9 protein-coding genes are annotated in these 12,230 nt (G+C 69.2%); 2 read left to right on the top strand and 7 right to left on the bottom strand.

Annotated features, from left to right (window positions below):
• Positions 1–38 precede the first annotated feature (38 nt).
• Positions 39–689: a hypothetical protein gene (locus tag ACYUD3_RS05860; RefSeq protein WP_470964687.1), complete on the top strand. Its 651-nt coding sequence runs from the start codon at positions 39–41 to the stop codon at positions 687–689.
• 131 nt (positions 690–820) lie between these two features.
• Here ACYUD3_RS05860 and ACYUD3_RS05865 read toward each other — a convergent pair whose 3' ends face one another.
• The 3 genes from ACYUD3_RS05865 to ACYUD3_RS05875 all read right to left on the bottom strand — a co-directional run bounded on the left by ACYUD3_RS05865 (position 821) and on the right by ACYUD3_RS05875 (position 4,291).
• Complete coding sequence (locus ACYUD3_RS05865) at positions 821–1,111, bottom strand: hypothetical protein (RefSeq protein WP_470964689.1); 291 nt, start codon at positions 1,109–1,111, stop codon at positions 821–823.
• 134 nt (positions 1,112–1,245) lie between these two features.
• Positions 1,246–3,072, bottom strand: coding sequence for a bifunctional metallophosphatase/5'-nucleotidase (locus tag ACYUD3_RS05870; protein WP_470964692.1), 1,827 nt, complete (start codon positions 3,070–3,072; stop codon positions 1,246–1,248).
• A gap of 238 nt (positions 3,073–3,310) precedes the next feature.
• Positions 3,311–4,291: a diacylglycerol kinase family protein gene (locus ACYUD3_RS05875; protein WP_470964695.1), complete on the bottom strand. Its 981-nt coding sequence runs from the start codon at positions 4,289–4,291 to the stop codon at positions 3,311–3,313.
• Positions 4,292–4,487: 196 nt separating this feature from the next.
• Here ACYUD3_RS05875 and ACYUD3_RS05880 point away from each other — a divergent pair, with 196 nt between their 5' ends.
• Positions 4,488–5,771, top strand: a complete 1,284-nt coding sequence (locus tag ACYUD3_RS05880) for an adenylosuccinate synthase (RefSeq protein ID WP_470964698.1) — start codon at positions 4,488–4,490, stop codon at positions 5,769–5,771.
• Between the two features lie 86 nt (positions 5,772–5,857).
• On the opposite strand, the gene ACYUD3_RS05885 is transcribed toward ACYUD3_RS05880, so the two are convergent.
• From ACYUD3_RS05885 to ACYUD3_RS05900, 4 genes are all read right to left on the bottom strand, one after another.
• Entirely contained in the window at positions 5,858–6,640 is a 783-nt protein-coding gene (locus ACYUD3_RS05885; protein WP_470964701.1) for a hypothetical protein, read from the bottom strand.
• On the bottom strand, positions 6,640–9,843 hold the full coding sequence (locus ACYUD3_RS05890; RefSeq protein ID WP_470964704.1) for a hypothetical protein: 3,204 nt from the start codon (positions 9,841–9,843) through the stop codon (positions 6,640–6,642). The genes ACYUD3_RS05885 and ACYUD3_RS05890 overlap by 1 nt, the downstream gene beginning before the upstream one ends.
• Positions 9,844–10,051: 208 nt before the next feature.
• A complete protein-coding gene (gene eutC / locus ACYUD3_RS05895; RefSeq protein WP_470964707.1) occupies positions 10,052–10,813 on the bottom strand; it encodes an ethanolamine ammonia-lyase subunit EutC in 762 nt (253 codons plus the stop codon).
• A 23-nt stretch (positions 10,814–10,836) separates the two neighbouring features.
• Positions 10,837–12,228, bottom strand: coding sequence for an ethanolamine ammonia-lyase subunit EutB (locus ACYUD3_RS05900; RefSeq protein ID WP_470964710.1), 1,392 nt, complete (start codon positions 12,226–12,228; stop codon positions 10,837–10,839).
• Between the last annotated feature and the right edge of the window lie 2 nt (positions 12,229–12,230).

The raw sequence follows: 12,230 nt of genomic DNA on the forward strand, positions 1-12,230 counted from the left end.
CGTGATGTGACGTACGGACCGACTACGAGGAGCATTCTTTGGCCTGTGACCTGTGGCTGGTACCGCTCGTGGACGTGTTGTGCCACACCCCCGACAACCCGTTCGCCGACGAACTCGCGCAGTACAACTCCGTGCTCGCCGAGAGCGGGCTCCCGCCGGTGCCGGTGTACCAGTACATGCCGGGTCTGTCCGGCGAGGTCGCCCCGGTGGCCGGCTTCGACTACGACGCGCTGCACTTCCTGCGCCGCGCCTATCTCCTCCAGGCGTGCGGCCTGCCGGTGACGCCGGTCGGTGAACTGGGCGGCGACTACGAGCAGTTGCTGGAGATGTTCGAGGCGACGGCACAGCAGTCGCACCTGGTGTGGCATTACGACCACGCCGGCGCGTACGTCCCGGTCGACTTCCCTCAGCCCCTCTCCAACGACGATCTCCTCGCCGGCGGCGGCCCGTTGGGCTCTTCGCAGGCGCTGCTGCGGGAGCTGGAGTACGTCGCCCCCGCGCTCGGCATCGACCCCGCGAACCCGCCCGCGCCGCCGCAACCTCCTTCCGCGCCGACGGAGTTGGAGGAGCCGGCGGTGCCCGCGCCGTACGATCCGAGCCCGTTCGCGCGGGAGCGGCATGTGTGGCTGGGGCTGCATGCGGCGGCTACGCGGAGTCTGGCGCAGGGGTCGATGATCGTGTTCAGCTGAGGGCTTGGTGCCGGGAGCCGGGGTTTTTGTCCGGAGCTGCTCAGCGGAGCTGCTCAGCGGGGCTGGTCGGCGGAGCTGCTCAGCGGGGCTGGTCGGCGGGGCTGCTCAGCGGAGCTGGTCGGCGGGGCTGCTCAGCGGAGCTGGGAGAGGCCCGTCGCCAGGTCCTCCCGGTCCATCACCGGGGTGACGTCGATCTCGGCGCCGAGGTCCATGAAGAACGGCTCGGCGACCTGCGGCATGTCGGCGCTGTTCTGGAGGTCGATGAACAGGAACGCCGTGCGCTTGCCGTGGTCCACGCCGAAGTAGGCGGCTTCCGGTTGCAGCCGGTCCAGCGCCTCGCCCATCAGCTGCGGCATCTTGCCGGTGCGGATGACTTCGTTGGCCCGTTCGGTGTCGAGGCTCGCCTTGAGGAGTACACGCATCGCACTCACCTTCTCGGTCAAGAACAGGATATGCCCGAAAAGGTTTATTTGTTCTTACGGGGTGGTACAGGGCCGCCCCTTACGGGGCACGGGGAGCCGTCGGCCGAGGCGGCTGACGGCTCCCCTAGGGGCTGCTAGAAGACCGGCGTCCCGTTCTGCGTCAGCTTCCAGTTGACGTCGGCGAAGTCCTTCGGGTCGAGGGTCTTCTTCGCGGTCACGTAGTCGATCATCAGCTGCCGGATCTCGTTGGTGGAGCTGTACGCGATCTCGGCGGCGGCGATGTGCGGGTACCCCGAACCGCCGTTGGCGCGGTAGTTGTTGACGGCGACGACGAAGACCTGGCTGTCGGCGACCGGCTTGCCGCCGTAGCTGAGGTTCTTGATCCGGGACCCCTCGGCCTGCGCGATGTCGATCTCGTAGTCGACGCCGGCGGCGGTGTCGTACATGTAGTCCCAGAAGCTGTTGGCGTTGGTGAGGGTGGCGGTGTCCACCTTCGTGCCGGCCGCCACCTGGTGGTAGTACTTCGCGGCGTATTCCAGGTATTCCTTGAGCTGGGCGCCGGTCAGTTTCTTTCCGTACAGGGTGTTGTCGTAGATGTAGAGACCGGCGATGTCCTTGATGGTGACCGAGCCCTGCGGAATGTCGGCGGTGCGGCTGAAGGGGGCGGCGACCGAGATCAGCGGAAGTGCGGCGTCGGCGGCGGAAAGGCCGGCCTTGACGCTGTCCATCTGCACCTGGTGGATGAAGTCCATGATCGGGACGTCTTTCCAGCAGGAGTCGGCGGCCGAGAGATCGGCGGTGCAGGTGCCGACGGCGGTGTTGACGTACTTCACGACCAATTCGTGGTCGGCTGCGAGCAGCTTCTTGATCTCGGGGTCCTCGTCGACGGAATTCGGGTTGAGCGTCGCGGCCGTCTTGCTGACGACCTTCCACTGCCCCCGGACGAGTTCCATCTCGAAGTCGAAAACACTCAGCCGGTAACCCCAGCAGTACGGCTCGGAGAGCAGCACGTCCGCGCCGCTCTCCTCGTTCTTGACGGTGTACGACGGCACCTCGACGTGGGTGTGCCCGACGAGGATCGCGTCGATGCCCGGGACCTGCTGGGCGACGAGGTTGGAGGCGTTCTCGACGTACGGCAGCTCGTCGCCGTACGAGGAGGAGCCGTCGAGACCGGAGTGGTCGGTGAGGAAGACGACGTCACAGCCGAGCGCGCGCAGCCGGGGCACGTATTTCTTCGCCTGCTCGACAAGTCCGGGGAAGACCATTTTCCCGCTGACGTTGTCCTTGTCCCACAGCGCGATTCCGGGGTTGGTCAGGCCGAGAATACCGACCTTGATGTCCGGCGCCCCGGGGACGCAGATCCGCTTCACCGTGTACGGCTGGAAAGCGGGCTTCAGCGTCTTCGCGTCGAGGGCGTTGGCGCCGAGCAGCGGGAAATGACACTGCTTCTCGAACTTGCGGAGGGTTTCGATCCCGTAGTTGAACTCGTGGTTTCCGAGCGCCGCGGCGTCGTAGCGCATGTGGTTCATGGCGGTGGCCATGGGGTGCTTCGGGCCGTGCTTTCCGGTGATCGGCGCGACGCGGGCGAAGTAATAGGCGAGGGACGTGCCCTGAATGATGTCACCGGCGTCGACGAGGAGAATTCTCTCCTCGCCCTTCTGCTTCCGCTGCTGCTTGATGAGCGTGGCGACCCGGGCGACGCCGACGGAATTCCCCTTGCTGTCGCTGTAGGCGGCGTCCTTGTAGTAGTCCCAGTCGAAGACGTGGCTGTGCAGGTCGGTCGTACCGAGGATGGAGAACGTCCACGTCTTGTTCTTGTGGCCATGTCCGCCGCCGTGCTTCACCGGCTGCTCGGCCGCCTGCGCGGTCCCCGCCCCGATCGCCCCCGTGGCGGCGACGGCGGCACCGGTGACAGCCGATGTGTGCATGAACTGGCGGCGGTTCATGGGGGATCTGGGCATGAGGAGGGCTCCTGGGGCGCGCGGAGGGAGAAGGGCGGACGTGGGCATGACTACCCGCGTAGATGCTTGCCGGGTACGGGTTGGGGGCGGAACCAGGAGTTGGCCATGGACGGGTCAAGGATGTCTCAGGGGGCTCCCTTAGGGGAGGGGGAGCCCCTAGGGGAGCGGCGGCTTGAGGGAGCGGCGGCAGGCCCTAAGGGACCGTCCCTTAAGGGCTGGCTCCCTAGGGGGACGTCCCTCAAGGCCCCGCCGGCAGCACCAACCCCAGCTCCCCCTCCCGTACGCTCCACGTCCGTCTGCGGACCGGCCCCCCGACGGTCACCCCCGCCCGGTACCGGAAGTCCGCGCCGGAGACGGTGACGACCCCTCCGTGCCCCACGACGACGGACGCCTCGGCCCCCACGGAGACGGGGCGCACCTCGACGGTGGCCGTCCCGGAGGCCCCGCCGGTGATCAGGGAGACCGTCTCGACCGGCTGGTCCAGATCGACGAGCACCTTGCCGTCGACCTCGACCCGCAGCCGGGAGGGGCCGGGAACGGGCGGCACCGGGTTCTCGCGAGCGGCGGCGGAGAGGACGCGGACCAGGGAGAGGTAGGTGCGCCGCCAGGGCCGTAGGGGCCGTAGAGGCCGCAGGGACCCTAGGGAAGAACCCTGAGACGCCCCCGCAGCACCCGCCGGCCCAGCGGGACCCGCAGAACCCGTAGGACCCGTAGGGCCCGCAGAACCCGCAAGGGAACCCCCCAGCACCCCACCTCTGCCCCCACCCCCGCACTCCGGAACGCACACACCCCCCAGCACCACCCCATCACTGTCGTCGACCAGCAGATCCAGCCGCCGCTCCACCCCGTCGAGCACCGTCCGCGCCGCGGCGACCGTGTCCGTCGGCACCCCGAGGGACCGCGCGACCTCCACCGCACCCCCTACGGGTACGACCGACAGCGCGCACCCGGCCAGCTCCCGGCGCCGGTGCAGGAGGGAGACCGTAAGGGTCAGCGCGCGGTCGTCGCCGATGACGACGGGCCGCCGGGACCCCCTACGGGACAGCGCGCGGGCGAACTCCTCCGGATCGTCCGGCAGGCACACTTTCATCGCGGCCCCGGCGCTCAGGACATCTTTCGCGATACGTACGCTTTCACCGTCCATCTTCCGGGCGATCGGGTCGATGACCACCAGCAGCTGATCGGACGCCGGGAAATCGGAAGTCGCGAAAGTCGCCACCTCGGTCCTGCCTCGCTTCCTCGGGTAGCATCTTTGTGCAAGAGCCCCTTGCGCTATTGCGCCAGGGGCTTGGTCTATTCCGGGGCATCCGGGTCCGACGGGCGGCGGCCGTACAGCCGCCGGGGTACGAGGCACAGGGCTGTGCCGCGTACGCCCCTGACCTTGGACATGCCCCGCCCGGAAGGGGTGTACGCGCGTGCCCGCACTTGTGCTGCTCGGTGCTCAGTGGGGTGACGAAGGCAAGGGAAAGGCGACGGACCTGCTCGGTGGTTCCGTCGACTACGTGGTGCGCTACCAGGGCGGCAACAACGCCGGCCACACGGTGGTCGTAGGGGATCAGAAGTACGCCCTCCACCTCCTCCCTTCCGGGATTCTCTCCCCCGGCTGCACGCCGGTCATCGGCAACGGAGTCGTCGTCGACCCGTCGGTCCTGCTCTCCGAGCTGAGCGGTCTGAACGAGCGAGGCGTCGACACGTCCAAGCTCCTGATCAGTGGTAACGCGCACATCATCACGCCGTACCACGTCGCCGTCGACAAGGTGACGGAACGCTTCCTCGGAAAGCGCAAGATCGGTACGACCGGCCGCGGCATCGGCCCGACCTACGCGGACAAGATCAACCGCGTGGGCATCCGGGTGCAGGATCTGTACGACGAGTCGATCCTGACCCAGAAGGTCGAGGCGGCGCTGGAGTCGAAGAACCAGATCCTCACCAAGCTGTACAACCGCCGGGCGATCGGCACCGACAAGATCGTCGAGGAACTCCTCGCCTACGCCGAGCAGTTGAGGCCGTACGTCGCCGACACGGTGCTGGTCCTGAACCAGGCCCTGGAGCAGGACAAGGTGGTCCTCTTCGAGGGCGGCCAGGGCACGCTGCTCGACATCGACCACGGCACGTACCCCTTCGTCACCTCCTCCAACCCGACCGCGGGCGGCGCCTGCACGGGCACCGGCGTGGGTCCGACGAAGATCAGCCGCGTCATCGGCATCCTCAAGGCGTACACGACCCGCGTGGGTTCGGGCCCCTTCCCGACGGAGCTGTTCGACGCGGACGGCGAGGCGCTGCGCCGCATCGGCGGCGAACGCGGCGTGACCACCGGCCGCGACCGCCGCTGCGGCTGGTTCGACGCGGTGATCGCCCGCTACGCGACGCGCGTCAACGGCCTGACCGACTTCTTCCTCACCAAGCTCGACGTCCTCACCGGCTGGGAGGAGATCCCGGTCTGCGTCGCGTACGAGATCGACGGCAAGCGCGTCGAGGAACTCCCCTACTCCCAGAGCGACTTCCACCACGCGAAGCCGATCTACGAAACCCTCCCCGGCTGGTCCGAGGACATCTCCGCCGCCAAGACCTTCTCCGACCTGCCGAAGAACGCGCAGGCGTATGTGAAGGCGCTGGAGGAGATGTCGGGGGCACCGATCTCAGCGATCGGCGTGGGGCCGGGGCGCGACGAGACGATCGAGATCAACTCGTTCTTGTAGGGCTGATCCTGGCGGCCGGCCTGTGACGACGGGAGTCGGCCGCCAGGAGGAGTTCGGTCTCACGGGTCCTACGGCGAGAACGACCCCTACGCACCGCCCAGTCGCCGCATCACCGACTCGATGAACACCCCGGCCTCCCGCTCGGAGATCTCCACGTGATCGACGTCGTTGTGCCCCAGGTCGTAGCGGCGCAGGTACTCCGTCGGTTCCCAGCGGAGGTTGCGGGTGAACGCCTCGTCGTGCGATTCGCTGTCCCGGCCGACCAGACGCCGGCGGACGATCCCCCGCGGGCTGGCGCGCGGGTATTCCTCGCTGGTCTTGGCGTAGTAGGTGATACGGCCCGCCGCGTCCTGGTCGAGGGCGTCCAGCGTGCCCCGGGCGAGGGTGAGGAACGGCTCGGCGGCGAGGTTCGACCCGAAGGTGCCGTACGGGATCAGCACTCCGTACAGATCGATGAACTCCTCGATCGAATAGCCGCCGCCGCGCTCGAACATCAGCAGCAACGGCTCGTACAGATCAGGCAGCCCCTCGGCCCCGCCCCCGCCGGCCGCGCGGAACGCGGCCCAGCGCACCGCGCCCCGGCAGACCCGGGTCGTGGACGGCGTGGGCACCTTGTTCGCCAGGAATTCCTCCAGCTCAGACGTCACTCCCGCATCGAGCCGGAACGACGGCGCGACGAACTCGGTGAGGTCGTAGAACGGCCACTCCCCCTCGGCGCCGTACTCGCGGGCCCAGAGAGCGGCCCGCCGCAGGAACTCCCGCATCAGCAGCGCCCGCGAACGGGTGTGCGCGGCAGCCACGTCCCAGTCGCCGTACCAGTCGACCACACGCAACCGCTCCAGGACCGGACGCGACGGCTCAGCACTCATTACAGGTCCATCCCCTTCAGACGCAGCTGCTGATGAATAGCCTTCACCACGTCGTCGATGTTGGACAAATCATCCGCCAGCTCGACTTTCGGCGGTTCCATCCCGAGTGACCGCCAGTGCCGGAACCCGCCGGTCTTGTCGTTCGGGGCGAGGTCATGCGCTCCCGCGTCACGGACGTCCTGTGGGAACTGCGGCCGGTAGTACTTGCCGTCCGAGGGGTCGAGTTCCCACAGGTGCTCGTACTCACGGATGTAAGGCAGGCCGGACTTCATCAGCCGGCTCTCGACGTACTCGTGCGCCATCAGGTTCCTGAACTGCCGCACCCCTTCCTCACCGAGCTTGCCCTCGCGTGCGGCGTACCACAGTTCGCCGACATCCCTGCGGGGTGTGAACAGTCCCTTCTTGAAGGTGCCGGGGCCGACGGCCACCTCGTGCTGCGCCCGGAAGAAATGACTCTTCACCTGGCGGAGCACCGCCTCGTCCACCCCGGTGTGCCGGGAGATCTCGGGCAGTTCGGCCTTGTTGTCCGTGGCCCTGATGCTCTCGTACATCTCAGCCGCGACCACGGAGTCCGGGTCGTGGACGAGGTCCGGCTTCTCCACCCAGCCGGCGCCGGTCCAGCCGCCGTGCGCGGTCTCGGTGTACGGGCTGTCGTACGGTGTTCCCTCTCCGGCTCCATGGCCACCGAGCCGGATGTCCCCCGCTCCGTGCGGCACCGGAACCCTGGCGAACAGCTCGGACTGCTCGGCCCTGATCGCGGTGAGTTCATGAGCGGAGACACCGGGAAGGCGCTCCCTCTCGTACAGCGCGTGGCCGTCCGTCTTGGCCGTGAAGCTGTCCGCCGTGTGGAACTGCAACTCGAAGACCTGGCCGCTCGACGGATCGCGCCAGGTGGAGTTGATTCCCTTGTACCCGGCGGAGTCCCAGGTGTTCTTGAACGTGACGTTCTCGAAGCCGCCGGCCCGCAGATCGTCGACCGCCTGCCGGACGCCGTGGGCGTAGTTGTCGGCGGGGACCTCCATCGTGTAGCGGACGGAGTCCTTGATGTCGCCCAGCGCGCGGCCGTGGTCCATCCCGATGTCCTCGAGCAGGTCCGTGGCCAGCTTGCGCTTGAGCGAGTCCTCTCCCTTGAGCCGGTACTCGAGTCCGATCAGCCTGCCGCCGCCGGTGCGCCCCGCGACCGCCTGCACCGACTCCGTGATGTGCGGCTCGGCCTCCTGTGCGCGGCGGATGAATTCGTCCGCCGCCGCGTTCGTCCCCGGGTCCAGGCGCAGGCCGTTCTCGCCGGCCCAGGAGCCATCGGGCAAGTCGCTCCCCGGACCTTCCGGTACGACCGCGCCAGCGCCGTCGAAGCTGTCGTGCGGTGGTGCCGGGAGGTCCCCGCCGGAGTCGGCGGCGTGGCCCGTACCGTCCGGAACATGGTGGCCGTGCCCCTCGGCCGGCCCGTCGTGGTGAGGGGGCGAAGTGCCGTCACTCCCGGAGTGACCGTCCGGGTGCTCCGCCGACGGTGCCGGGCCGTGGTCGTGCGCCGAGCCGCCGGGGAGAGCGCCGTCCGCCGTTCCACCCGGCATGTGATGCGCCGCGCCCGCGCCGGGGAGGTCTCCGCCCGCGTGGACGGCCTCGGTGCCGGGGGCTCGGCCGGCGTCTCCGAGGCCCGTGTCCACGCTGCCGCCCAGCCGGATGTGCTGGGCGACGTCAGCGGTGTGCGGCGCCGCGCCCGCCATCGCCGGTACCCGGTCCGGGGACGGCGACGGCGTGCGGGGGACATCCGCTCCCGCGTCCGGGGTACCGTCGAGGCCCTTGGGCCCCTTGGCGTCGGTGTCGAGGAGGACATGGCCCTGACCGTCGACGACATGGCCCTCGGGGGCCAGGTAGATCGTGGGGTCGCCGTCCGGGGTCACCCGGTGGGTGCCCTCCGGCAGCACCGGCCCGCTGTCCTCGGCGACCCGCAGCGAACCGTCCGGCAACTCCCGCACGCCTGCCGGGATCGCGGCACCCTCCGGGAGGTGAACCGTCCCGTCGGGCAGCACGGCCGAGCCCTCAGGCAGGGTGATCGCATTCTCCGGGAGATGCGGGATCTCGATGCTCCCCGCACCCCGCAACACCTTCGTGATGTCACCGATCTTCGACAGCCCGGCGCCCGCGCCCTTCGCGATGTAGGTCATCGGGTCGATGACCTTCCCGGCCTTGCCCGCCACGGACAGGACCTTCGCGACAGCGCCCGCCTTGCCCGCACCCGAGGCCGCGGCGCCCGCACCGCCCGTGAAGACGGTCGTCAACACGTTGAACGTCACCGCGCCCGCCGCACGACCCGGGTTCTTCCCCCACTCGTCCCACGCGACCAGCGCCTTACCGGTCTCCTTCATCGCCGTCCGCGAATCCCGCAGCCACGACGGCAACTTGTCGTCCGGCGCCATCAGGAACATCGGCCCGACGATCGGCATGGACGACAACACCAGCCCGGTAGCGAGCTGCGCCAGCCCCTTCCACGCCTGCCCCATCGCATCCCAGCCACCGAAACCCACCAGCGTCCCAAGACCCTTGATAGTGCCCCAGATACCGTCGACGATCAGGCCGTCCCAGACGAACGACTTGACCCAGTGACCGACGTCGTACCAGTGATGCTTCTGCTCGACCGGATCACCCCACGGAACCTGCGCGTTCTTCAGGTCCGCCGCGTTGAACCCGTACTGATCCTTACGGTCCGAGCCGTCGCCCGCGACCATCTGCGTGCCGCCCCAGATCGCCGTGATCTTGTTGTGGCACGTCCGCTCCGCCGCCCAGAAAGCGGTGACGGTCTCGGTGATCTGATCACGCAGCTTGTTGTGCTCGTCGACCTTGTCGCCGTCGTACTCCCAATCACCGTCGTCCTTCACCGAGTTGACGAAGGTCTGCGCCTGCGTCTTGAGGTCGGCGAGCTTGGTCACCAGCGGGCGGATCTCCGTCGCGTACGACGACAGGGCGCCGGAGACCGTCTCCAGATGCGTGCCGAACGTGTCCGCGCGGTCCTTGACCGGCTTGGTCGTCGCGAAGAGCTGCTCCGCCTCGGGGGCCTTGTAGAACGCCGACAGGCCCTGGAACTGGGAGTCGACGTCGGCGCCGGTACTGCGGACATCGCCCGCATCCTTCTTCAACGCCGCGTGATCCAGCTCCAGTTGGGCCAAGTCACCGGTGAACTGCGGAATCTCCTCCGGCTTGATCACGTTTCGCCCACCCCCATCGACCGACCAGTGACCCGATCACTATATGAAGGGCAGAGGTGAACGCCCCGCAGTCAGGGGAGGGTGGGCCGTCAGAGGATCGGTCGAAGTCGCCCGGGTCGAGGACGCCGGGGAGCGCGGTGTGTTGGAGGGCGGCAGGGACGAGGTCCTGGCGGGGGCCGGCCTTCGCGGCGTCGGCGGCCGGGGGACGTCACCCCGGCAGCCCCTCCAGCTCGTCCTTCACCCCCACCCCGCTCCTCCCCAACTCCGCCGCCCGCCCCAGCAACGCGACCAGCTTCCCTGCCGCCAGCTCGTACCCCAGCCCCAGCGGTGGCCGGATGTTGGACAGGCAGTTGCGGTCGGCGTCGGTTGTCACTCCTGGGGTCGGGGCGTACGTCAGGTAGGCGCCCAAGGAGTCCGCCGCCGACATCCCGGGGCGCTCGCCGATGAGGACGATCACCGCGCGGGCGCCCATCGCGTGGGCGATGTCGTCGCCGAGGGCCACGCGGGACTGCTCCGCCAGGACGACCGGGGCGACGCGAACTCCGGGTGCCAGCAAGGCCGTTGTCGCGGTGATGACCGGCGCCGCGTGTTCGTGGACCGCCCGGCTGGAGAGGCCGTCGCCGGCCACGAACACCAAGTCCCAGTCGTCCACGGGGAGATGGGCCCGGTCCGTCGGGTGGAGGCGGCGGCCGAGGTCGGGGCGCTGGAGGTAGGTGAGCCGGTCGGGGGCGGCGCTGCGGACCCGTACGGTCGCAACTCCCGGCAGCAGCGCGGCGATCCGCTCCGGCTCGAACGGGGAGTGGACGGCGTCGCGCGCCTGGGCGTGGGCGGACTGGAGCTCCAGGCGGTGGCGGGTGGGGAGGGCGCTGCCGGCCCGGCCGAGGCCGATACGGGCCTGGGTACGGCGGCGCAGCACCTCCCACAGATCGGGCTGACGATCCGTCAACTCCCGCTGATCCAAGGCTTTCATGCCGGCACTCCTAGGATCTCCGGTCACACCAACGCCCCTGCGATCTCCGCCAACGGATGCCCCGCCAGCTCCCGCACCCCGATCCCCCCGTCCTCGTCCATCAGCCCCACCGCCCCGAGCCACGCCTCGAACTCCGGTGCCGGGCGCAGGCCGAGGACCTCGCGGAGGTACAACGCGTCGTGATACGAGGCGGATTGATAGTTGAGCATGATGTCGTCGCCGCCCGGAGTGCAGATCACGAACGACGCCCCGGCCACCCCCAGCATGGTCAGCATGGTCGAGATGTCGTCGGCGTCCGCGTCGGCGTGGTTGGTGTAGCAGATGTCCAACCCCATGGGCAGGCCCAGGAGTTTGCCGCAGAAGTGGTCCTCCAGGGCGGCGCGCAGGATCTGCCGGCCGTCGTAGAGGTACTCGGGGCCGATGAAGCCGACGACCGTGTTGACGAGCAGCGGGTCGTAGCGGCGGGCGACGGCGTACGCGCGGGCCTCGACGGTCTGCTGGTCGACCCCGTGGTGCGCGCCGGCCGACAGCGCGCTGCCCTGGCCGGTCTCGAAGTACATGACGTTGCCGCCGACCGTGCCCCGCCCGAGGGCGCGCGCCGCCTCGTGGGCCTCGTCGAGCATCGCGAGGGTCACGCCGAAGGAGGCGTTGGTGTCCTGGGTGCCGGCGATGGACTGGAAGACGAGGTCGACGGGGGCGCCGCGCTCCATGAGGTCGATGCTGGTGGTGACGTGGCACAGGACGCAGGACTGGGTCGGGATGGCGTACCGGCTGATCACTCCGTCGAGGAGTTCCAGCAGGTCACGGACGGCTTTGGGGCTGTCGGTCGCGGGGTTGACGCCGATCACGGCGTCGCCCGAGCCGAGGAGGAGGCCGTCGAGGAGGGCCGCGGCGACGCCGGCGGGGTCGTCGGTGGGGTGGTTGGGCTGGAGGCGGGTCGCGAGCCGGCCGGGCAGTCCGATGGTGGAGCGGAACGCGGTGACGACCCGCACTTTCCTTGCCACGGCGACGAGTTCGGCGTTCCCCATCAGCTTGGACACGGCGGCCGTCATCTCCGGGGTGAGCCCGGCCGCGACCGCCGCGAGGGCCGGTCCGTCGGCCGCCTCGGACAGCAGCCATTCCCTCAACTCCCCTACGGTCAAAGGGGCGAGGGGCGCGAAGGCGACGGGGTCGTGGCCGTCGAGGATGAGCCGGGTGACGTCGTCGCTCTCGTACGGCACGAGCGGTTCCGCGAGGAACCGGGTGAGCGGCACCTCCGCCAACGCCCAGCGGGCGGCGATCCGTTGGCGCTCGGATGCCGCGGCGAGGCCCGCCAGCCGGTCGCCGGAGCGTTCCGGGCTCGCGGCGGCCAGCAGCCGGGCGAGCGATCCGAAGCGGTGCCGCTCGCCGCCGAGGGTGGCGGTGTAGGTGGTCATAC

The organism is Streptomyces sp. AMJ-169 (assembly GCF_055597585.1).

Excerpts from the sequence above, each read along its gene's own strand:
- ACYUD3_RS05900 (WP_470964710.1), bottom strand. The coding sequence starts at position 12,228 with ATGACCACCTACACCGCCACCCTCGGCGGCGAGCGGCACCGCTTCGGA.
- ACYUD3_RS05865 (WP_470964689.1), bottom strand. The coding sequence starts at position 1,111 with ATGCGTGTACTCCTCAAGGCGAGCCTCGACACCGAACGGGCCAACGAA.
- ACYUD3_RS05885 (WP_470964701.1), bottom strand. The coding sequence starts at position 6,640 with ATGAGTGCTGAGCCGTCGCGTCCGGTCCTGGAGCGGTTGCGTGTGGTC.
- eutC (WP_470964707.1), bottom strand. The coding sequence starts at position 10,813 with ATGAAAGCCTTGGATCAGCGGGAGTTGACGGATCGTCAGCCCGATCTG.
- ACYUD3_RS05870 (WP_470964692.1), bottom strand. The coding sequence starts at position 3,072 with ATGCCCAGATCCCCCATGAACCGCCGCCAGTTCATGCACACATCGGCT.